20 protein-coding genes and 1 riboswitch are annotated in these 20846 nt (G+C 46.9%); of the genes, 9 read left to right on the top strand and 11 right to left on the bottom strand.

Annotation, left to right across the window (positions count from 1 at the left end; genetic code table 11):
• Positions 1 to 76: 76 nt before the first annotated feature.
• From CB4_RS18535 to CB4_RS18515, 5 genes are read right to left on the bottom strand one after another with little or no spacing between them, the layout of a single operon-like run.
• Positions 77 to 1174, bottom strand: coding sequence for a YheC/YheD family endospore coat-associated protein (locus tag CB4_RS18535; protein ID WP_096467215.1), 1098 nt, complete (start codon positions 1172 to 1174; stop codon positions 77 to 79).
• A complete protein-coding gene (locus CB4_RS18530; RefSeq protein ID WP_096467214.1) occupies positions 1171 to 1635 on the bottom strand; it encodes a GNAT family N-acetyltransferase in 465 nt (154 codons plus the stop codon). The genes CB4_RS18535 and CB4_RS18530 overlap by 4 nt, the downstream gene beginning before the upstream one ends.
• Positions 1616 to 2953, bottom strand: a complete 1338-nt coding sequence (locus tag CB4_RS18525; protein ID WP_096467213.1) for a YheC/YheD family endospore coat-associated protein — start codon at positions 2951 to 2953, stop codon at positions 1616 to 1618. Before CB4_RS18525 ends, CB4_RS18530 begins: the two co-directional genes overlap by 20 nt.
• The gene (locus tag CB4_RS18520) at positions 2950 to 4047 is read right to left on the bottom strand and encodes a YheC/YheD family endospore coat-associated protein (RefSeq protein ID WP_096467212.1); all 1098 of its coding nucleotides are present in this window, start codon (positions 4045 to 4047) and stop codon (positions 2950 to 2952) included. The genes CB4_RS18525 and CB4_RS18520 overlap by 4 nt, the downstream gene beginning before the upstream one ends.
• Positions 4044 to 5477: a YheC/YheD family endospore coat-associated protein gene (locus tag CB4_RS18515; RefSeq protein ID WP_157738060.1), complete on the bottom strand. Its 1434-nt coding sequence runs from the start codon at positions 5475 to 5477 to the stop codon at positions 4044 to 4046. Before CB4_RS18515 ends, CB4_RS18520 begins: the two co-directional genes overlap by 4 nt.
• 161 nt (positions 5478 to 5638) lie before the next feature.
• On the opposite strand from CB4_RS18515, the gene CB4_RS18510 reads away from it, so the two are divergent.
• The 5 genes from CB4_RS18510 to CB4_RS18490 all read left to right on the top strand — a co-directional run bounded on the left by CB4_RS18510 (position 5639) and on the right by CB4_RS18490 (position 10060).
• Positions 5639 to 6328, top strand: coding sequence for a metal-dependent hydrolase (locus CB4_RS18510; protein WP_096467210.1), 690 nt, complete (start codon positions 5639 to 5641; stop codon positions 6326 to 6328).
• A 218-nt stretch (positions 6329 to 6546) separates the two neighbouring features.
• Entirely contained in the window at positions 6547 to 7221 is a 675-nt protein-coding gene (gene trmB / locus CB4_RS18505; RefSeq protein WP_096467209.1) for a tRNA (guanosine(46)-N7)-methyltransferase TrmB, read from the top strand.
• A 60-nt stretch (positions 7222 to 7281) separates the two neighbouring features.
• Positions 7282 to 7542 carry a hypothetical protein gene (locus CB4_RS18500; protein ID WP_096467208.1) on the top strand — a complete coding sequence of 87 codons (261 nt, stop codon included), beginning with the start codon at positions 7282 to 7284 and terminating at the stop codon, positions 7540 to 7542.
• Positions 7543 to 7657: 115 nt separating this feature from the next.
• Positions 7658 to 8968, top strand: coding sequence for a DRTGG domain-containing protein (locus CB4_RS18495; RefSeq protein WP_096467207.1), 1311 nt, complete (start codon positions 7658 to 7660; stop codon positions 8966 to 8968).
• A gap of 137 nt (positions 8969 to 9105) precedes the next feature.
• Positions 9106 to 9197: riboswitch (cyclic di-GMP riboswitch) on the top strand.
• A gap of 266 nt (positions 9198 to 9463) precedes the next feature.
• Positions 9464 to 10060, top strand: coding sequence for an HD-GYP domain-containing protein (locus CB4_RS18490; RefSeq protein ID WP_231956070.1), 597 nt, complete (start codon positions 9464 to 9466; stop codon positions 10058 to 10060).
• 406 nt (positions 10061 to 10466) lie between these two features.
• On the opposite strand, the gene CB4_RS18485 is transcribed toward CB4_RS18490, so the two are convergent.
• Positions 10467 to 11420 carry a hypothetical protein gene (locus CB4_RS18485; RefSeq protein WP_096467206.1) on the bottom strand — a complete coding sequence of 318 codons (954 nt, stop codon included), beginning with the start codon at positions 11418 to 11420 and terminating at the stop codon, positions 10467 to 10469.
• 270 nt (positions 11421 to 11690) lie between these two features.
• On the opposite strand from CB4_RS18485, the gene CB4_RS18480 reads away from it, so the two are divergent.
• Both CB4_RS18480 and CB4_RS18475 read left to right on the top strand, forming a co-directional pair.
• Entirely contained in the window at positions 11691 to 12146 is a 456-nt protein-coding gene (locus CB4_RS18480) for a MarR family winged helix-turn-helix transcriptional regulator (RefSeq protein WP_096467810.1), read from the top strand.
• A gap of 55 nt (positions 12147 to 12201) precedes the next feature.
• Positions 12202 to 12906: a pirin family protein gene (locus CB4_RS18475; RefSeq protein WP_096467205.1), complete on the top strand. Its 705-nt coding sequence runs from the start codon at positions 12202 to 12204 to the stop codon at positions 12904 to 12906.
• A gap of 239 nt (positions 12907 to 13145) precedes the next feature.
• Here the strand turns inward: CB4_RS18475 and CB4_RS21750 are convergent, their stop codons facing one another.
• Entirely contained in the window at positions 13146 to 13346 is a 201-nt protein-coding gene (locus CB4_RS21750; RefSeq protein ID WP_231956069.1) for a hypothetical protein, read from the bottom strand.
• 271 nt (positions 13347 to 13617) lie between these two features.
• Positions 13618 to 14841, bottom strand: a complete 1224-nt coding sequence (locus CB4_RS18465) for a DUF418 domain-containing protein (protein WP_096467203.1) — start codon at positions 14839 to 14841, stop codon at positions 13618 to 13620.
• 146 nt (positions 14842 to 14987) lie between these two features.
• On the opposite strand from CB4_RS18465, the gene CB4_RS18460 reads away from it, so the two are divergent.
• Positions 14988 to 16091: a dipeptide epimerase gene (locus tag CB4_RS18460; RefSeq protein WP_096467202.1), complete on the top strand. Its 1104-nt coding sequence runs from the start codon at positions 14988 to 14990 to the stop codon at positions 16089 to 16091.
• A gap of 42 nt (positions 16092 to 16133) precedes the next feature.
• On the opposite strand, the gene CB4_RS18455 is transcribed toward CB4_RS18460, so the two are convergent.
• The 3 genes from CB4_RS18455 to CB4_RS18445 all read right to left on the bottom strand — a co-directional run bounded on the left by CB4_RS18455 (position 16134) and on the right by CB4_RS18445 (position 17245).
• Positions 16134 to 16337: a YtzJ family protein gene (locus CB4_RS18455; protein WP_096467201.1), complete on the bottom strand. Its 204-nt coding sequence runs from the start codon at positions 16335 to 16337 to the stop codon at positions 16134 to 16136.
• Between the two features lie 81 nt (positions 16338 to 16418).
• Positions 16419 to 16904, bottom strand: a complete 486-nt coding sequence (locus CB4_RS18450; RefSeq protein ID WP_096467200.1) for a sporulation membrane protein YtrI — start codon at positions 16902 to 16904, stop codon at positions 16419 to 16421.
• Positions 16901 to 17245, bottom strand: a complete 345-nt coding sequence (locus CB4_RS18445; protein WP_231956068.1) for a YtrH family sporulation protein — start codon at positions 17243 to 17245, stop codon at positions 16901 to 16903. The genes CB4_RS18450 and CB4_RS18445 overlap by 4 nt, the downstream gene beginning before the upstream one ends.
• Positions 17246 to 17363: 118 nt before the next feature.
• Here CB4_RS18445 and CB4_RS18440 point away from each other — a divergent pair, with 118 nt between their 5' ends.
• Positions 17364 to 20792 (top strand): DNA polymerase III subunit alpha, encoded by a 3429-nt coding sequence (locus CB4_RS18440; RefSeq protein WP_096467199.1) that lies wholly within the window; start codon positions 17364 to 17366, stop codon positions 20790 to 20792.
• The last annotated feature ends 54 nt before the right edge of the window (positions 20793 to 20846 follow it).

Below are 20846 nucleotides of genomic sequence, written 5' to 3'. Positions count from 1 at the left end.
ATGTCGTACAACTGGATATAGCCGATTCTAGTTAATAATGCGGCGGGCAGTCAGGTAGTATTTCTTGTGCCAGCGACTATTCAGGTTTTTCCAATTCTAATACCGATAGTGCGTATAAAATGGGAGCTTCGATAGCACGTTTGTATGTGTCATGCTGTCCGGCGAGGCGGAATAGTTCCCGGTTTGGTTTTGGATTCACTTCAATAATCCAGATATATCCCTCTGTATCAATTCCGAGATCGATGCCGAATTCCAGAAAATTACCGAATCGGGATTCGATATGAGAGGCAAGCAGCAAGCTAAGATGTTGCATACTTTGCATGATGGCTTTTGCCTTTTCGTCTGAAAACCGTCGGGTAAGCAGCGTTAACATGGATGTTGCCTTTCCTCCGCTTTGCAGGTTGGAGGTCACAAGGCGGTCAGGGGATTGCTTGCCGACCATGCCAGTTATGCTCCACTGTCCACACACATCCTTCTGGACAAGCACCCGGCTGTCACAGATCATGCCGGGGATGAGAGAAAGAGACAATCCTTGCTGGAGGACGAATGTTTGCTTCTGCTGCTGCGCCCATGTCAGTACGTATCGTTCGGCCGCTTCGAGTGAATGAGAGGTGTGACGAATTACACCCTCTTTGCCGCTGCGTCCCACCATTTCAAAGAGTTGCTGGCGTCGCCGGATACGTAGAATCCCTTTACCGCCAGAACCATTGACTGGTTTGGCATATAAAAGAGGGAAGCGTCTGCTGAGCTTCCCAAGTGCTCCGGATGCGAGCGGAACTGTCACAGGTAGATGGCGGGCGAGCTCCGGGTGGCGGCTGAAATGGCGGTGTGCGTTCCATTTGTGAGCGAATCGGTTATTGAGGTATCGCATCCGACTTTTGCTACGATATGCACTGTATGTGCGCAGGGCATCCCGCTTCATGTAACTGAAGCGGTCATATACAATATCTGGTGCCCGTGTTTGTACGCGACCCCATTTTTTTGTGTGCATGTTGTAACGGAAACCGTGCAAGGTACCGTGCACTTCGTCGATATCAGTCGGACTGTATACGACAAGTGCACACTTGTGGCGGGCAGCTACTTCTGTAAGCTGTGCACAGTATGAGCTGCCTGCCAAAAAGGAACCATGTCGGTGTGTCAGAATGCCAATGAGGGGATGGGAGGATGGAATCATATGGATTCAATATCCTCCTTCCTCCAGTCACCGGCTCCGAGCCAGAGGGTCGGTTTACCTGTCACTCCAGTAATACAGGAGAATCCGACCATCCCAACAGATAGGCATGTTTTCAGGCTGGCTGTGTTATCGAGTGCAACCCTTCCGTATAGCTTGCCGAGTCGGGTAATGGCGGTCTCTGTTAGATGCTTGCCTAGCCCTCTTTCTCGAGCGTCCGTGTGTACAACGAGAAACGATTCCCTTCGTCCATAATCAGCTGTGGCAAGCAGGGCCAGTATTTTTTTGTTTTCTATATAGACAAGAATGATCGTTCCGTCCTGGTTGAGTGCTTCTGGTGTAAGGGAAGAAAGCCAGTAAACTGCCTGACTGGTGATGCGTTTATCACCATTTTTGCGGATAAAGCGAATCAGTCTGTAGCGGTTACGGGCGAGTGAGCTTGTGTCAAGGTTGCGTATGGACACGGCGCAAGCCTCCTTTCGAGTGGATAAAACGGGACTGGTACTGGGCATATTCAATCGTGCGACGTAGGGATAACTTTCGAATATGGGGTTCGTCGAATTTCCCCGGTTTTGAATTGGCTTCGATAAACCAGATGCGCTCCTGCTTATCAATTCCGATATCCATGGATACTTCGCCTAATGTCGGCCACTCTTTTTCGAGGGAGTGCGCGATCGTCAGAGCAACTCGCCGAATGGACTTCAACAGTTCAGTCGGAGAGGAACGAGGAAAGGCAGTTGGGAAAATAACAGACGGTGACTGAATCGAGCCGCCGCGCGGCACATGTGTCGTAATGCGGCCGCTGCCCGCTAGACGAATGCCGATGCCGGTCACGCCCCACTCTCCGTGTCCGTTTTTCTGTGCAAGCAGGCGTATATCGAATAGTTTGTTATGAAAGGTCGCGAGATGAATTCCCTGCTGGATCAAGTAAGGACCCGTAAGGCGCGGGGACAGAAAATTCCATAGCATATCCCGACTGGTAAACATTTGGGTTACTGTTGATTTCTTGAGCTGGTACTGCAGAACAAAATCAGTTCGGCTCCTCTTTTGCAGGCGATAGATTCCTTTGCCAGCCATGCCATTGACCGGCTTTGCATAGACGAGTGCATGCGAGTCAAGCATATGAAATAGTGATTCACGGGACAGGAGGGGAACAGTCTGCGGCAGATAGCTGGATACGTTCGGATCACGCTGCAAAGTAGTGAATAGCCGTCGCTTATTAAAAAAGTGCGGATTGTATAGCGTAATTTGCGGGAGTGCTGCCAGACGGTCTAGTGCTGCTTTTACATGTTCTTGCTCTTCATAGGCCCGATTCGGAATTCGGTTATACATAACGTGTGGCATTGGAAGAGTTTCTTTAACCCATTTATTGGATGTTTTGTGATACAAATAGCCGCGTACCGTGAGTGTTTTCCAGTCGATGTTCTCAACTGGAATAACATAGATGAGCGCCCCGAATTTTCGTCCGGCTTCAATAATATCGATGAAGTTGCTCTGAACCCCTCGGAATAAGCCTTTCCCTGCCACAGTTAGAATGCCAACAAAGGGACCGATTGATGGTGTGCTGCCTGACTGTGGGTGAATACGAATACGGCTTTGAATGACGGCTGCGCTCGGTCTTTTTTGCGTAACGGTGAGCGTTTTTTTCCAGTTGCCTAGCCGAATGGTCAGTTTTTTGCTTAATGCCAGTGCGTGCGGTACGCGGCCTGGCGGAAGATGCAGGCGCCACGTCCGCTGCAGCGGGTCAATCGATACCCAGGCGGTCGTGAGCGCCCCTGTCATGACCCGGTACCTTGGCGGGAGTGTTTAAGGTAGTAGGCGTATTTTAGTGGACTGAGACGGACGGAACGGTAGTAGGCACCGTTTTCAATGCGACGAAATGATGCACGCCCCGGTTTGGAGTTGACCTCAATGAGCCATACTTTTCCGTCGCGATCAACACCGACATCAATGCCGAGTTCGACTAAGCGACCGTGGCGACTCTCAAGAAATGGCGGTAGTTCTCGTGCGATATAGCTGATGTCGCGTTCGATTTGGGCGAGCTGTTCGCTGTTGTAATATTTGCTGAGGAATTCTGGGACGGAATGTGCGCTTCCGCCACCACACAAATTCGATGTCAGCCCGTTTGGTACGCCTGCACGTGCAGCCCGCCCGGTTTCATTCCACTGGCCGCTCCCATTTTTCTGGACGAGCACGCGAATGTCGAACGGTACGCCGCCTGGTGATGAGAGGGTTAAATACGGTTGGGCAATCATTTTTACTTTTAGCTGGCTGCGCACCCACATGAGAAGAGCAGCCCGACTGGGAAAAGTACGGTGAAAAATTTTGTTTCGGAAGTCCCGGCCTTCTGCTCGGTGTGTTTCTTTTTTTGATGTGAGTTTCATTACCCCAATGCCAAGCGAATTCTGCATCGGCTTGATGACGATAGCATCATGGTAAGCGAACATATTTTTGACAACCTGGATGGATGTAATCAATTCAGTTGGCGGCATAAAGGCAGCGATGCCAGCATGCTGGATCAGATGGTTATGATTGCGGAGTTTGTCACCAAGCACGTGACCGAGGAACGTGACTGATGGGATTGATTTTAGAGTGCGGATGGCGGACAAGTACTTTTTACGGTTGGATACTCGGTCATACACAAGAGAGGGAAGCGGAAGACGCTTCAATTCCCATTTTTTGTTTACATAGTGGTAGCCAATAACGGTTTTGGTCTGAAAATCGATCTTGTTTGGCAGCACTACATATACAGGTAATCCGATTTTGCGGCCTGCCTGTGTGAGATAGGCGTAGTAGGACCGTTCAGGAAAGGGTGGAGTGTGGGTGATTGGGGTAGCCAGAATCCCAAGATAAGGCGTAGCCTTTTGGGTTGTCATTGTGAAGTCCTCCTTTTTTGTATCGAACGTTTGGACGCCGTGCTTTTTTTCTTTCTTGGAAGCACCGTAAATCCGTTCCGATAAAAGCAGTAATCGACAATCCGGACAACAGATGGCCGTGGGCCACTAGTTGTGCTGGCGACGGCATCATTTGTTTTAGATGGTTTTGAATTGACTTCAAGAAGCCAGACTCGGCCTGTGCGTTCTACGGCGATATCGATGCCAAGTTCGGCGTAGTGCCCCCCCATACTTTGTTCAAACAGGTGGGCTACTGTCAGCGCTTGACGGCGGATTGTACTTGCTACGGTAGCATGCATGGATGTCGGTAGCGTAGAAGTGGCAAGTGCCCGAACGAGTGGAAGCATGGTGCCGCCGCGTGCGACATTGGAAACAATGCTTTGCCGTGTACCAGTACGCCCCACAATGGATGTGATAGCCCATTTACCTGTACGGTCTTTCTGCACAAGGGCGCGGAAGTCCAAGAGTCCGCCGTGGGAGCGAATCAGGTGCAGCCCTTGCTGAATTAAGTAGGAGTGCTTGGCGAGGCGTGGCCTAAGCATCTGATGCAGGGCAGCGAATGTCCGGAAATGACGGGTAGCCGCTCCATTTATTGTTTCATACTGGCAGATATATTCATTATTTTTCCATGCAATTCGGATAATCCCACGCCCGAGACTCCCACTTGATGGCTTCACATATACATAAGAGTGCCGTGTAAGCATGGCTTGCAGGGCAGAAGCACCGGTGTAGAGCGTCGTATGAGGAAGCAGATGCGAAGCATCTGAGTTGACGGCAAGCTTTTGGTGAATGAGCCACTTGTCAAGGAACTGTTCATTAAAGAAGAGCCCGCCCTTTTGTTTGAGAATACTGAGGCGTGTCTGTGTTTCTTCTTTGCGTTCTATCCGCCGTGAACCGATACGGTTGTAGGAGCAGTACGGAAGAGGGAATAGTTGTTTTACCCAGCGGCCATCCCGATACGTCCAGCCTTCGAGTTTGTTCGTCTCAGCGGATACCTCACTGAGTGTATAAACGAAACCGATTCCGCCGCGTGTCCGACACGTCTGGCTCACTTCGCGGCAAAAATCAGTGATATTGCCAAATGGACCTTCAGGACCTGGTGACATCCCGGCGATGAGTACACCAACAAGCGGTCCGATGACAAAGCGCTTTTCACCCGGTTCAAACCGCAGACCAAGCTTCGCCATTCCGAATGCGAGGTGCAGGGGACGTGCGGCTGACTCCTTAAGGGTTAAGGAGGTAGTACCGGGAGCCAGTGTCATCCGAGTCCGTGTGAGTCCATAGACGATTTCGTATGTCTGGGAGCCACGAAGTCCATATTGGCGGGCAATGGATTCCGGGAACAGGCCATCAATCGTCTGGGGAAGTTGCTGGTCAGAAACGCGCTGTACACGCGTCAGCAGTTGCGACATGACCCGCTCACCCTTTCTTTTTCTGTGCACATGTGCATGTATCATCTCTTCATCCTATGAACGGTAATGAATGAGGGTGTATTGACTCTCTCTATTTGTTTGTGGTGGAAGAGCCTGTTACAATGAGAGGATAGGAAAATAATGAGAATGGGGGAATGAATATGAAAATTACGTATCATGGACATTCTTGCGTACAGATTACACATGAGGGGCAATCACTGATTATTGATCCGTTCCTGACAGGCAACTCACTTGCTGCTGTGAAACCTGAAGAAATTAGTGTGCAGTACATTTTGCTGACGCATGCACATGGTGATCATTTTGGGGATACAATCACAATTGCGAAGCGGTGTGGAGCTACTGTTGTGGCCATTCACGAACTGGCGACGTATCTTAGCTGGCAGGGCTTGAACACACATGGTATGAATATTGGAGGGTCCTTCTCATTCGGCTGGTTTACCGCTAAAATGACACAGGCATTCCATAGTTCAGGTTTGGTGCTTGATGAGGAACAACGCATCGTGTATGCGGGTATGCCAGCCGGGTTCCTCGTCACAGTCGGGGATAAAACGGTGTATCATGTTGGGGACACCGGCCTATTTAGTGACTTGAAAATGATTGGGGAACGGAACAAAATTGATGTGGCGTTTGTTCCGATGGGCGATAACTACACGATGGGACCGGATGATGCCCTTCAGGCATCGGAATGGATTGGGGCTAAACTTACTATTCCGGTTCACTATGACACTTTTCCGGTCATCCAGCAGGATGTTGAGACGTTCGTAAATCGACTCGAAGAGAAGAAGATGCGCGGTCGTGTTGTTAAACCAGGGGAAGTTTTTGAAATATAATAGTTTGGTAACGGTTTTGTAATACAGATGTAATATTTATACGGTATCTTATAAGTGTGATGAAAAACCCCCTTTTAATATACCTCTTACCTTTGACGGCCGACATTCGGGCGTCTTTTTTTTTGGATGAAAAAAGACGGTGCTGTCTTGCGTCCATTCTGTACTTCACGTAATATAGAGAACAGTGAAAAAATCCGTATGAACAGGTGATCTAGACTATGCGTTTACGTAAAAGACCGGGTGTGCGTGAAGAAATGGCGACTTACCCGAAACTCGTACCGATGAATGGCCCGGACCATAAAGGAAACTGGCGCGCATTTTTCGGCAATGACAACCCGATCCATATCGAGCTTGGAACCGGCAAAGGTAACTTCATCACCACACTCGCCGAACAAAATCCAGACATTAACTTCTTTGGGGTAGAACTGCATGAAGAAGTTCTGATTCAAGCAGTAAAAAAGGCGGAAGAAAAAGGGCTTACCAATATTTCCTTTCTTTGGATTAATGTAAATGATCTCGAAGACTACTTCGCCTCGGGTGAAGTGAACCGTATTTACTTGAATTTTAGCGATCCATGGCCGAAAAAGCGTCATGCCAAGCGTCGTCTGACAGATCGTTCTTTTCTTTCTAAGTACAAGAACGTGTTGAATCCAGACGGATACATTCAGCTTAAAACAGATAATGAAACATTGTTTGAATATAGCCTAAATGAGTTTGCACATGAGATGTTCTTACTCTCCGGTATCACGCTTGATCTGCACAAAAGTGAGTATGCAGAAGGCAATGTAATGACAGAGTATGAAGCGAAGTTTGTGGAGCGAGGCATGCGGATTTATCGCTGTCTGGCTGCTCATCCGATGCAGTTGATGGCGATAGCACACGGCAAAAAATAGGGCGGACAAGTTGTACTGACAGGCACGCCTCATGCATATACTGCTTATGAGGTGAGCGTTATGGGACACTTGATCCGCAGTATTAGTTATTTGATTATCGCGTTTTTTATTGTATTGTACGGTCTGCCACGTCTGCCGCTTCTGTACGGACATTCAACCGCTCTCATATTCAGTATAATCTGGCTCGGATTCGCACTTCTTATTATTGGGGCACATCTGTATCAGATCATTCACCTGCGTGAGCGGCGTGATATCGGGGCTCCGCCCGCAGCTGTTTCGGAAGAACAACACCGTGAACGAGGCAGAACACAAGGAGTATAATGACCATAACAGAGTAAGCCATCCTAATAAGGAATGGCTTATTTTGTGTTTGTTATTGTTATATTGAAGCGATATAATAACAGTAATACAGATTGATACAGAAAAAGGTGATCACATGGCAACCAAACACGAACAAATCATCCAGCACATCGAAGAACTTGAGGTTGGCAGTAAAATTTCTGTCCGGCAGGTCGCAAAAGACCTCGAAGTCAGTGAAGGGACTGCCTATCGGGCTATTAAAGAAGCAGAAAACCAGGGACTTGTTAGTACGATCGAACGAGTTGGCACGGTACGAATTGAGAAAAAGAAAAAACAGAATATTGAAAAGCTAACATTCGCTGAAGTCGTCAATATTATAGACGGACACGTACTTGGCGGACGGGAAGGTCTTCATAAAACGCTGTACAAGTTTGTCATCGGCGCGATGAAGCTCGAAGCAATGATGCGCTATGTGGATGCCGGAAGCTTGCTGATTGTAGGGAATCGCTATCAGGCGCACAAGCTATCGCTTCAGCACGGGGCAGCGGTACTTATTACAGGTGGCTTTGATACGAGTGATGAAGTGAAGAAACTAGCGGATGAGCTACAGCTCCCGATTATATCAAGTAGCTACGACACGTTTACTGTAGCGACGCTGATCAATCGAGCGATTTATGACCGCCTGATCAAAAAAGAAATTATGATGGTTGAAGACATCCTTATTCCGCTGGAAGGGTCTTACTACTTAACTACAAAAAGTACGGTCGCAGACTGGCACCGTCTGGCCACTTCTGTCGACCATGGCCGATTCCCGGTTGTAGATGAGAATATGAAAGTACAGGGCGTTGTGACGACGAAAGACGTGATGGGCCACGAATATTTAACGACGATAGAAAAGGTAATGTCGAAAAACCCGATCACGGTCGTATCGCGTGTCTCGGTCGCATCGGCTGCCCATACGATGGTGTGGGAAGGGATCGAGATGCTACCGGTCGTGGATAACCACCGCAAAATGCTCGGTGTCATCACGCGCCAAGATGTGCTGAAGGCACTGCAGTATATCCAGAAGCAGCCGCAGATGGGTGAGACGTTTGCAGATTTGATTATGAATCGTTTCCATGAAGAAAAAGGCGAGAACGGTATTTATTTCAAGGGCGAGGTTACGCCGCAGATGACGAACCATCTTGGGAATATTTCAAGTGGGGTATTGACGACGCTTGTGTCGGAGTGCGGGAGTCATGCGCTTCGCCAGTTCAAAAAAGGGGACATGGTACCAGAGAATATTACGGTATATTTCTTGAAGCCGGTACAAATTGAAAGCGTGTTGGAGATTCGTCCGCGTGTGCTGGAGATGAGCCGGAAGTTTGGGAAAGTGGAAGTGGAAGTGTACAATCAGGGAACGATGGTGAGCAAGGCAATGATGACCGCGCAGGTGATTGAGCGGTAGAATGGTTGCGATTTTTGTTATCTAATACCTATTATATTTGTGATATATTACCCAAATTAAAAAATAATAATTGAAAGTTAATGATTATCTAGTATTATTTACTTAGGGCGTTTGTATCGAATTGATCATTGTTAAAATCACGATAACGGCAAAACTAGGGAAATCTAGTGACGCAAAGCTATAGGGGTTACGATCGTATACTGTACGATTATGCCAGCCAGCTATCGAATGGTTAGAAAATAAGCTGTGAATTAGGGATGTTTATTTCCTTATGAGAGCCTATGATTCCGATCATAGGCTCTTTGTATTATTAAATGGAAGATTATCAAGCTATGGGCTTATATTTATGGAGGTGAAAAATGAGAATAATCCATATATCACAGTATCAAGAAAGCAAGATGAAGTTAGCAAAGCCGATTTATGATGCTAAAGGGAGGGTTCTATTAGCAGCAGAAAATCGAGTTCATCCCGTATGCCCATGCTGTAAATGTTACCTTGATTTCTTTATTGATATCCAAAAAATTATCCTATAATGACTTACAATTGCACGATTTAGCCATCGGATGTTTGCTCCATGATATCGGAAAGCTCCATTCAAAAGAAACTGAACATACAGAAATAGGATTTTCGATTTTAAGAAAGGTTCGCGAAATTAGTCTTCTTTCTGCTCATATTGCTTATCAACATCATGAACGGATGGATGGAACTGGTTATCCGCGCGGTATTAAAGGGAGTGAATTTTTGGAGATCGCCCAGGTTTGTGCTGTAGCTAATTTATTTGAAACACTTATTTCTGTAGAGAACATGCCCCCGCATGAAGCAATTGAAATGATTATGACGCAAAATGGTATTGGATATCTTCCTACTGTTATTCAAGCTTTTGTTAGAAGTGTTCCTCCGTATACACCTGGTATGAAGGTCGCTTTGAATAATAATATGATCGCAATTGTTACGCGTATCGAATCTCACATACAACGACCAGTAGTGCGAATCTCCTCTAGCAAACAAGAGATTTCATTAGCTAATAATTTAAATCTTATGGTGTCAAAAGTACTAACGAATGAGGGATTAGAAAAAGAATTACATATTTAAGAGTACTACAATCGTGAAAGGGAATGGGGAATGAAAAAAAGGTATGTAAGGCAGAATGAGAAAAGGCCCGTCAAAAAGATCGGGCTTATCCTTTGAAATTAAGGGAGAGAAATAATTTTGATGTGCTGGATATTCCAGTATAGCTTCTTGTCATAAGAGACAGTTAACTCAAGCGTATGATCGATCGGTTTATCGAGCAGTTCTACGTCGATTTTTTTCGGGAAGATTAGACAGACTGTTCATGTAAGCTCTCTACTGAGTATCTCCGTTTAGCGATGTGCAAATCGTAGCGTGTTAACGCTCTGATTCGGTGAAATTATCCAGGGGGATATTTAATGTTTTACTTATAAATTCCACAGTCTGTTGGAGCATTGGACTTAAGTTGGATAAAGACGTGGCAATCTGATCATTCTCTGTTTTTTTCCACTTTCTGTTTCGCTCTATTATTCTCCTTTTTGTTACCAGCCTGTTTTTTATCTGCCTCTTTTTCTTGCTTCTTGCCGTCTTCTTTCTTGTTATTCTGTTTTGTGCTAGCAGCTTGTTGTTTGGTAGAATTCTCTTTGCCTGCGTTAGTAGAGGAAGATTTAGCCGTAGAGTTAGATTGTTCTTTATTTTCCCCGCCATCGTTATTTACTTGAGCGATTTTCTGGCTGATCATGCGAATATGAAACAGGGGAATTCTGTATACATCCTGATTTGCGACGATTGTTAAGTCGGATGCTGAGCTTGCAGAGAGCACGCCTTCTATGCTTTCTGGTCCTTCACCATTGATACGTATCCAGCGATATTGCAATTCTTGCAAAAGGTTTTCGAAACTTTCTGCTTTAGAGTAGGACGTTTGTTCATGCGTATCTGTTTTATCGTCTGCAGGCATCGTCTCAAGAGTCTGTTTTTCCTGCTGTGTGAACCAGCTTATGCTTTTAATATGGTGAATATAGTAATATAGCAACCCTTCTTTCTCTGTTTCCAACATTGCATAATCAGACTTTACAGATACTAAACGTCCTACTTTGGAGTGGTGTCCACCTCTGTTAATCCGAACTGTATGCTGTTCCATCGTTTTGAGGACATCCCAAAAGCTTTTTGCCTGAATCTGAGGGGGGGGATTTAGCTTATCTTTGTCGTTTTTGGCGGCCTTTTGCAGTAAATTTGCTTTGAACTCATCTTGCGGGCTGTCGCATACGCTTTTGATGTGATTAATGTTATAGTATAAAAAACCATCCTCATCATTAAATAAAACCAGGTGATCTTCCTGTATATCCATCAAATAACCAATTCGGGATTCTGGCCCACCTTTATAAATACGTACAACTCTTCCTGCCAGGGAATGAAGATAAGATGAGCTTATTTTTTGTTCCATGGTATATGTCCCCTTCCATATGTGGAGTGATAGTATACTTGTATATCTACGTAATTATGAAAGAGTTCGTGCTAGATACTAGCCTTATCTACTATAAGTAGTATAGGAAATCAACGAATGTCTCTTTTTACTCTTACAAAACACACTAGATAAAGTTTGTTTTTTGGAGTTACGGCTGAAAAACCATGGTTGTTTTATTGACAGTATGTATTTTTATATTTTATAATTATCTCGAATTCGAGATAAATTGAATGAAGGATTGAAATGTACATGAGCATGGAAAACGAAGTAAGTGGGACAGACCTGTCCTTGAAGTTGCTGATTGTGCTGTCGCGAGCACATCGAGCCATTATGGATCGTGTAACAGAAGACATGAGAAGCTATGGCTTAAATCCGACTGAATTCGCGGTGCTTGAATTGTTGTATCATAAAGGTGATCAGCCGATTCAGCATATTGGTAAAAAGGTGCTGTTGGCAAGTGGGAGTATTACGTATGTGGTTGATAAGCTAGAAGATAAGAAACTTTTGGAACGCAAGCCATGTCCGGACGACAGACGAGTTACGCATGCTGTCATTACCGAAATGGGAAAAGAGTGGATGGGCACTATTTTTCCGAAGCATCACAAAGCGATCCAGGAGATATTCGGTGGGTTAGATGAGAGTGAGAAAGAAACGATCATTCCGCTTTTGAAGAAGCTTGGGTATTACGCCAAAGATGTAACCTAAATTTTTTTGTATAATTATCTCGAATTCGAGAATTATTAAAGGAGGCTTTTATACTATGATACAAATATATCCTGCGGAATCACGCTTTACAGCGAATCATGGGTGGTTACAAACATCCCACAGTTTTTCATTTGCTGATTACTATGATCCGAACAATTTGCAATTCGGGCCACTTCGGGTATTAAACGATGATTTTGTTGCACCGGACAATGGATTCGGAGCCCATCCACATCGTGACATGGAGATTGTAAGCATTGTTCTAAAAGGCCAGCTGAAGCACCAGGATAGTACGGGTGGTTCGGAAGTGCTTCGTCCAGGTGAAATTCAACGGATGACAGCGGGAACCGGAGTGGTTCACTCTGAATTTAATCCGTCTGATACAGAGGAAGTGAATTTCCTGCAGCTTTGGTTTATGCCAGAAGCAAGAGGGCTTACGCCTTCGTATGAGCAAAAGGCGTACGATCAGGCGGCGATGAAAAATAAATTGCTGCCTGTTGTTTCGAATCGTATCAAGTCAGACAATATCGCTTTTATTCATCAGGACCTAACGCTTTACCTTTCTGAAGTAGAAGCCAATCAAACAGTATCCTTTCAACAAGAAGCAAACCGCCGGATCTTTTTGTTTGTGATAGAAGGGGCATTGACGTTGAATGGGCAAACTAGAATGAACAAACGGGATTCAGCTAGAATTACCGAGGTATCAGACTTGAAAATCGAGGCGAATGCAGACGCGCACTTCATGCTGATTGATTTGCCGTAAGAATACGGGTTCGCTTTAGTCTATGTACAAAGGCTGTCCCACAAGTCAGAACATGGCGAACAGGACAGACTTTTCGTGGTATCGACAACGTGTAGTGGTGAGGGAGCGTGAGAAGGAAGGAGCTGTTCGCTTCGGTACGCTTGCAGGGAAGCGATGGCTGTCCGCTCCGGGAGCCCGGCGAACGTGCCCGCTAAGAAAAGCCTACGATGTTGATTCACCGAAGGATTGCGGGCAAAGGCTCATTCGCCGTTCTCCCTCCGCTGAGTAAGCGCGTACAGGCGCTCTCTTACTCCTTCCTTCTCCCGCTCCCCGCACAACGTTTCGCCACTCACCGCCAGAACGGATTTGCTCGGGTCGCAACTGACTTTTTTTTGAAAGACGGCTTCCTTTATTCCTGCATAGCAAAGCTCAGCCTCTTGATTATGCTTGAGGCTTTTCATCCAAACGGTGTCAGGAGTGGGATCGGGCGGGGCAACGGAACGCCTGTACGTGACTCCCCAGAGGAAGGCGCCAGGCGAACGGGCTTTTGCCCACAATACTTCGCTGCAAATACATCGCGGGCACCTTTTGTGGGCAAGTTCGTCTGGCACCTGGAGCGGACAGTCTCACCCCTTAGCGAGCGTACCGAAGTGACGAGGTCCCGCCCGATCCTACTCCTCCACCACACTTTGGATAAATCTTCCACCAAGAAAGCAGAGGCTGTCTCAGTCGCTACGTCCTCTCCGCTTTTTCTTCCCCTATTACATGCGGACGCCTGAATGGCTGTATCTGCCCGTATGTCAGCGTACGCCAGAGCCATTCGGCCGGACCGAAATAAAAACGTCTGAGCCAGAACGAACTGAACCAGACTTCTCCAGCATACAAAACAAGACAGAGCAGAAGACCTGCTGTCAGACTCATGCGGTTAAACAGCCCGAACCCGAATATGATAGCTAAAGACAGAACGGTTTGCATCAAATAGTTGGTTAGTGCCATCTGTCCGGTGAATCCAAGCGGACGAAGCCACTTCTGCCAGCGCTGTTTATCCAGCAGTAGAACAAGTGATGACATGTAAAAGAAGCAAAGGGGTAACCCGTTCAGGCTAATGGTTAAATCTTGTAGGAACGGCTGTGTTGTGCCACCGAAGAAACCCGTATGAACAAGTGCAGCCCAGATCGTAAAAGGTACGCTGAGCAGAAAGCTTACTGCCCAGACCCGTTTCACAAATGTTTGATTGCGGGCCGGTTCCTGAAAAATTCTGCGCCGTCCGGCATACAAGCCAAATAAAAACAGCGGAAGAATGGCTGGAATCTGTAGTAGAACGCCATCCAGAATATAGAGAACTTCTGTGTTTATCCGATAAGCTAACCACTCCGTATAGGAGGCATCCTGATACATCCGTACGGCTTCCACCAGCTTCTTGGCGCCTGCTTTCTGCGATGCGAGAAGGGAAGCTGGATCAATAAGTAGTTGAAGTGAGAATAGTCCATAATACAAAATCAATAGACCGAATGCCCAGCCAAGAATGGTTGCATTACTTCGCTTGTAAAACAATATCAGTAAAAATCCAACCAGCGCATACAGATGAAGAATATCCCCGAACCAGAGAAAAATAAGATGAGCCAGGCCGAAAACAAGCAGAATACACAGACGGCGGGAAAACAGCTTGTACATGTTGTTGCCGCGCTGTTCGGCACGATTCATGAAAATATAGAAACCAAGGCCGAATAAAAATGAGAAGATCGTATAAAATTTTGTTTGAATAAAAAGGTCAAAGAATAACCGAATTTCCTGGTCAAGTGGGGAAAGGTGCTCGGGCAGTGTATATAGTTGTCGAATAAAATCAGGTGAATGAAAAGCGGGCATGTTCACAAGAAAAATTCCGAGCAGAGCGAATCCACGGATACTATCAAGAGAAAATAGGCGTTCGTTTTTTGAAGTTGCAGTTGCTTCCATAATAGGGAATCTCCTCTGATTGTTTTATTTCCCAAGAAAAGTATTTTATCATAAAAGCCCCCAGAGTTCAGCTGGCGATTATCGAGAGATGAGATGTATCTTCCAACAACAAGGCATATACATTCTGCAGTAAGGGGGAATAAGCCATGATACTTACAGATATTCAGATGCGGCGTCAGTCAGTTCCATTGAAAAAACCTTTCAAAACAGCACTTCGTACAGCCACTCACGCAGAATCCATCATTGTGCAAGTGAAGACAGACTGTGGACGCACAGGCTTTGGCGAAGCACCGGCGACTGTTGTCATTACGGGTGATAGTCTCGCAAGCATTGAATCTGCCATTATGCATACCATTCGCCCCCAGCTGATTGGGCAAAGTTTGCTTGCGTATGAGCGGGTATTTCATTTACTGAATCAGACAATGGTGGGCAATAGCAGTGCGAAAGCGGCAGTGGATATGGCGCTATACGATTTGATCGCCCAGCGGTGCAATCTCCCGCTATATCAGTTCCTTGGTGGTCACAAAAAACAGATCGATACAGATTATACAGTAAGTGTAAATGAGCCAAACGAAATGGGCGATGATGCAGAAGAGTATGTGCGCCAGGGATTTACGACATTAAAAATTAAAGTCGGCAAGGATGATATTGAGCGTGATGTGAAGCGGATCAAGGAGGTTCGCCGCCGGATCGGGAAGGACATCAAAATCCGTTTGGATGCTAATCAAGGCTGGGAAGTGAAAAAAGCGATCCGTTCGATTCGCAAAATGGAAGATATGGGGCTTGATATCGAGATTGTGGAGCAGCCAGTAAAGGCGTATGATCTTGTGGGAATGAAGGTAGTCACGGATGCCGTTGATACACCAGTGATGGCGGATGAGAGTATTTTTACACCACAGCAAGCATTTGAAATTATTCAGATGCGTGCGGCAGATATGCTGAACCTGAAGCTAATGAAAACAGGTGGCATCTATAAGGCACAGATCATTAATGCGATGGCGGAAGAAAGCGGTATGGAATGCATGATGGGCGGCATGATTGAATCGCGCCTGGCTGTGACCGCAGCGGCGCATTTCGCGGGGGCGAAACGAAACGTCACCCGTTTTGATTTTGACGCTCCCCTTATGCTGTGCCATGACTGTATTGTGGGCGGAGTGGAATATGCAGGAAGTATGATGACACTGCCAGACGTGCCGGGGCTGGGCATTCAGGCTGTACAAAGCGGAGAGGAGGAGATAACGGATGCGTAAAGAAACGCCGCATCCGGTTAGATGCGGCGCATAGGATATATGTTACTGTGAGGTATGCTCATTTGTTTTGTCTGCCGGAATAAACCAGCAGCCGAGTGTGGTTTTGTCTATGTGAACATTAAGATTTTCCTGTTTGATGTATCGTTCTATCAGTTCGGTTACTTCCTGTGTTTCAGAGAACGCGGAAAAACCATTTTTTAATTTTTCGACTTTAGCGCGAGCCACTTCTCTACCGCTGATAATCATATGAACTCCTCCTTCACATTTTTAGATCGTATAGCACCCGATGTTTATTATTTTACAAAAAATTTTGTTCATTTGCGAGTACTATCCTTTTTCTTCATGAGCTGTTAGGTAGATGTGAACAGTAGGAGTGACAACAAGTGTCGTTACCTGGATTTTATATCCTTTCGCTTCGATGGCGTATGTCCGCTCTGTAATCATACGAATGATGCCTTCATGAAAACCGGCAACATAGTCTAATGGTTTCCCTTTCAGAAAAAATAAATCAGCCATAAGCCGTTTATCAAGATCTGCTTTGACGAATTCATTGGGAGCGGATAGATGAACGACAATATCTTTTACGACATTTTTTTGTTTTTGAATCATATTTCGTTCGGCTTCTTCTAATTCAGTAATCCGTTCTGCGTACAATACATTTTGATTTTCTAGCTTACGTGTTTTGAGATGCAGTGTATCTAGTTCATTCCCAAGCAATAGGAGAAATGCGCTCATACCAGCGAGAACGCCAAATAGGAACAAAATAATAAACTGGATATAACGGCTAAACAAACGGGCTGATGGAACTCTCACAACGCATCGCCATGCACAAGCCACCGAACCATACGGGTGCATGTGTCTGCTCCCATAAATGCGCTCAGAATAAAAATAATTTGCCGAATAACAGGTGACATACTTCCGGCAGCAAACACTTTTTCAATCTGCAAGAACGAATCGAATGTGCCGCCAAGCGCTCCGACAAGTCCCCAGATCTTGAGCTTGAGTGCATAGTCGGCAATCTCCTGAAATGGTGGCTGTCTGGTGAGCACCGCTGCCATCCCGGCCATGAGTGATCCGCCGAGTACAATGCCATATGCCACAAAAAAATGCATGACCATACCGGAGATCAGCCTGGCAATCATCTCTTGATTCATCCGTCCCCCTCCTCTTTTGTTATATGTATGGGAAGGGTAGGACAAATATGAGTGCCTGTCTCTATGCTTCGTGTAGCGTATAATAGAAAGCAGAATAATAGGCCAGGGAGGAGATACGATGCAGACCGGAACATTTGTCCACTTGCATGTACATAGTGAGTACAGCCTGCTTGAAAGTACGGCCCGTGTGGAAAGTCTTGTGAGCCGGGCGCAGGAATTAGGGATGTCGGCGCTCGCGATCACGGACACATCTGTCATGTACGGGGGGATTCCATTTTATAAAGCGTGCCGTAAAGCGGGCATTCAGCCGATTATCGGGGTACAGATTACGGTGCTGCCAGGGGCAGAAATGAAGCCTGTAGATGGGCATGAGCTAATACTTTTGGCTGAAACGCTGGAAGGTTACCGTTCTATCATGCGCCTGCTGTCAGTCGCTCATCTATCCGGCTATCGCAGTCCAGCTATTCAAGAGTCGCGGCTTGTGGAATTCGCAGGGGGGATCATTGTGCTGAGTGGCGGCAGCAGGGGGCTGATTAGCAAGCTGCTCTCAGCAGGTGATACATCGGGAGCGGCTGCAGTGGCACAGCGTTACAAAGATTGGTTTGGACCGGAGAACTTCTATTTGGAGATTCAAGATCATCTTTTGGAAGAGCAGAAGATCGTGAACTATCGCTTAACGGAACTGAGTCGTATGACCGGGATTCCGCTTGTGGCAACGAATGATGTGCGGTATGTGGCTGCGGAAGATGCAGCGGCATTCGATGTACTGCTGTGCATTGGACAGGGCAAGACGGTGACAGATGATAGTCGGGAACGTTATCTGACACGGGAGTATTATTTGAAAAGCGCAGCGGAAATGAGTGAGATGTTTGTGTTTCTAACCGAGGCGCTTGAGAATACCGTACGCATTGCAGAACGTTGCCAGGTGGAGATTCCGCTCGGCGAGACGGTGCTTCCGAAGTTTCCATTGCCGAAAGAAGTAGAGGCAGTCGATTATTTGCGAGAGCGGTGTGAGGAAGGGTTGCGGGAACGGTACGGCATACAACCTGATGCACATGTGCAGGAGCGGCTTGCGTATGAGCTTGGTGTGATCAATCGCATGGGATTTGCAGACTACTTCCTGATTGTCTGGGATTTTATCAGATTTGCTAGGGAGCAGGGGATTGCCGTTGGGCCAGGCCGTGGATCAGCAGCGGGGAGTCTTGTTGCCTATGTGCTGCGCATTACAGACATTGATCCGGTGCACTACCAGTTGTTATTTGAGCGATTTCTGAACCCAGAACGCATTAGCATGCCGGATATTGATGTTGATTTTAGTTATGATCGGCGTGATGAAGTGATTGCGTACGTTGTGGAGAAATACGGAGCGGATCGGGTCGCCCAGATTGTCACATTCGGCACGCTGGCGGCACGGGCAGCAGTGCGTGATGTCGGACGAGCGCTCGGGCTTCCGAATGCAACGGTAGATAAAGTAGCCAAATTGATCCCAAATGAACCGGGGATTACACTCGATGCCGCCATTACAAAAACAAAAGCACTTCGCAGCATGATGGATGAGCATTCGCAAGTAGAGAAACTGCTTGCCTGGGCGCAAGCGCTGGAGGGGTTGCCACGTCACGCCTCTACGCATGCAGCAGGTGTTGTCATTTCACGCGAACCGCTGACGCGGTATGTGCCGCTGCAGGAAGGGAATGGCGGAACCGCCCTGACACAGTATGCGATGGAGTCGCTTGAAGACATTGGTCTTCTTAAAATGGATTTTCTTGGATTGCGCAATCTAACGCTCCTTGAACAGGCGGTTCAGATGATCGAAGAACAAGAAGGGATCGTTCTGGATCTTACCTCTATTCCGCTTGATGATGCGCGTACATACGAGATGTTGGCTGCGGCAGATACAGCGGGTGTCTTTCAGCTTGAGTCATCTGGCATGCGCCATGCGCTGCGTATAGTGAAACCGTCTGAATTTGAAGATGTTGTCGCCGTTCTGGCGCTGTTCCGTCCGGGGCCGATGGAGTTTATTCCTGATTTCGCAGCAACGAAGCATGGGGAGCGGGCAGTTGTGTATTTGCATCCGGTGCTTGAACCGATCTTGCAGCATACGTACGGCTATATTTTGTATCAGGAACAAATTATGCAGATCGCATCGGCGGTCGCCGGATTTACGCTGGGCGAAGCGGATCTTCTGCGTCGGGCGGTGAGCAAGAAGAAGCGAGAGTTGCTGGCTGAACAGCGTACGGCATTCGTAGCAGGTGCTGTCACGAACGGCTATGAGGAAGAGCTGGCACATGAACTGTATGATTTGATCGTCCGGTTCGCGGATTATGGTTTTAACCGGAGTCATAGCGCAGCGTATGCACTTATTTCCTACCGGATGGCGTATGTGAAGGTAAATTACCCGGTTGCGTTTCTGGCAGCCCTGCTAACGATGGCGCAAGGAAACACCGACAAAGTGGCTGAATACATCGAGGAGTGCAAGCGTCGGTCGATTCCTGTACTGCCCCCGGATGTGAATCGAAGCGGAAGCGGCTTTCGGGTAGAGAACGGGGGAATTCGTTTCGGACTAACCGCAATTAAAAATGTGGGCGTACAAGCGATTCGGCATATTTTAGCGGAGCGTGAGAATGGACAATTTATTAGTCTGGTGGATGTATGCAGCAGGCTCGATGTTCGTGTGTGCAACCGCCGCGTTCTTGAAGCACTTATCCGTTCTGGGGCACTGGACAGTCTTTCGGGTCATCACCGTGCGGCCTTAGTAGAAGGATTGGATGCGGCACTTGAATGGAGTGCACGCAGACGGAGACTTGTAGAAGCAGGCGAGCAGATGAACCTTCTTGGCACGGGAGACGAACAGACTTCCGATCTGCCTTCTGAGCTGCCAGATGTTCCGCCATGGACACGTCAGGAGATGCTTGAGCAGGAAAAAGAGTTGCTTGGCCTTCATCTGTCCGGACACCCGCTTGATGAATATCGGGAATTATGCTTGCATCCGAGCATTACCCCGCTGCATCAACTCGTAGACATACCGAGTAAGAAGCCAGTCCGGCTTGCGGGGATTGTGGTCTCCACTCGGCACATCACAACCAAAAAAGGAAAACCAATGGCGTTTGTTCAGATGGAAGATTGGCATTCTCGTGTGGAGGTAGTTGTATTTCCTGGTGTGTATCACCATGCTGTATCTGTGCTGGGGCGAGGAGAGATTCTGCTTGTTGAAGGAAAAGTAGAGCACCAGGGCAATGAAACAAAATGTATTGCGGATCGCATCTCGAAACTGGTAGATGTCGTAATGCAAATGCCTTCACATGGCACAGAAAAACAAACGATATTTATCAAAATTACCCCGGAAATGGAAGCTGAACCGTCCCGTATGATCGAACTGCGTGATCAGCTCCACGAGCATCCAGGCAATGCGGAAGTGCTGCTGTATTATGCTGCTTCCAAACGTACGGTTCGCCTTTCTGATGACTATAAAACGTCCGTGACAAGCGAAATAATTAGAAATATTGAGAAAATTGCAGGAGAAGGCCTAGTAGTCGTCAAAACCAGGTAGATTTGCCCCGAGAAGCTTTCGGGGCTGCCTTCTCTCATGTTTACAGATGCAAAC

Source organism: Aneurinibacillus soli (assembly GCF_002355375.1).
Lineage (GTDB): Bacteria > Bacillota > Bacilli > Aneurinibacillales > Aneurinibacillaceae > Aneurinibacillus > Aneurinibacillus soli.
Note: the sequence above shows the minus strand (reverse complement) of the source record. Positions and strands in the feature narration are given on the sequence as shown.

What these genes read in the sequence shown, in the direction of transcription:
- CB4_RS18535 (WP_096467215.1), bottom strand. Translation starts at nt 1,174, where the DNA reads ATGATTCCATCCTCCCATCCCCTCATTGGCATTCTGACACACCGACAT.
- CB4_RS18525 (WP_096467213.1), bottom strand. Translation starts at nt 2,953, where the DNA reads ATGACAGGGGCGCTCACGACCGCCTGGGTATCGATTGACCCGCTGCAG.
- CB4_RS18520 (WP_096467212.1), bottom strand. Translation starts at nt 4,047, where the DNA reads ATGACAACCCAAAAGGCTACGCCTTATCTTGGGATTCTGGCTACCCCA.
- CB4_RS18515 (WP_157738060.1), bottom strand. Translation starts at nt 5,477, where the DNA reads ATGTCGCAACTGCTGACGCGTGTACAGCGCGTTTCTGACCAGCAACTT.
- CB4_RS18510 (WP_096467210.1), top strand. Translation starts at nt 5,639, where the DNA reads ATGAAAATTACGTATCATGGACATTCTTGCGTACAGATTACACATGAG.
- trmB (WP_096467209.1), top strand. Translation starts at nt 6,547, where the DNA reads ATGCGTTTACGTAAAAGACCGGGTGTGCGTGAAGAAATGGCGACTTAC.
- CB4_RS18500 (WP_096467208.1), top strand. Translation starts at nt 7,282, where the DNA reads ATGGGACACTTGATCCGCAGTATTAGTTATTTGATTATCGCGTTTTTT.
- CB4_RS18495 (WP_096467207.1), top strand. Translation starts at nt 7,658, where the DNA reads ATGGCAACCAAACACGAACAAATCATCCAGCACATCGAAGAACTTGAG.
- CB4_RS18485 (WP_096467206.1), bottom strand. Translation starts at nt 11,420, where the DNA reads ATGGAACAAAAAATAAGCTCATCTTATCTTCATTCCCTGGCAGGAAGA.
- CB4_RS18480 (WP_096467810.1), top strand. Translation starts at nt 11,691, where the DNA reads ATGAGCATGGAAAACGAAGTAAGTGGGACAGACCTGTCCTTGAAGTTG.
- CB4_RS18475 (WP_096467205.1), top strand. Translation starts at nt 12,202, where the DNA reads ATGATACAAATATATCCTGCGGAATCACGCTTTACAGCGAATCATGGG.
- CB4_RS21750 (WP_231956069.1), bottom strand. Translation starts at nt 13,346, where the DNA reads ATGAAAAGCCTCAAGCATAATCAAGAGGCTGAGCTTTGCTATGCAGGA.
- CB4_RS18465 (WP_096467203.1), bottom strand. Translation starts at nt 14,841, where the DNA reads ATGGAAGCAACTGCAACTTCAAAAAACGAACGCCTATTTTCTCTTGAT.
- CB4_RS18460 (WP_096467202.1), top strand. Translation starts at nt 14,988, where the DNA reads ATGATACTTACAGATATTCAGATGCGGCGTCAGTCAGTTCCATTGAAA.
- CB4_RS18455 (WP_096467201.1), bottom strand. Translation starts at nt 16,337, where the DNA reads ATGATTATCAGCGGTAGAGAAGTGGCTCGCGCTAAAGTCGAAAAATTA.
- CB4_RS18445 (WP_231956068.1), bottom strand. Translation starts at nt 17,245, where the DNA reads ATGAATCAAGAGATGATTGCCAGGCTGATCTCCGGTATGGTCATGCAT.
- CB4_RS18440 (WP_096467199.1), top strand. Translation starts at nt 17,364, where the DNA reads ATGCAGACCGGAACATTTGTCCACTTGCATGTACATAGTGAGTACAGC.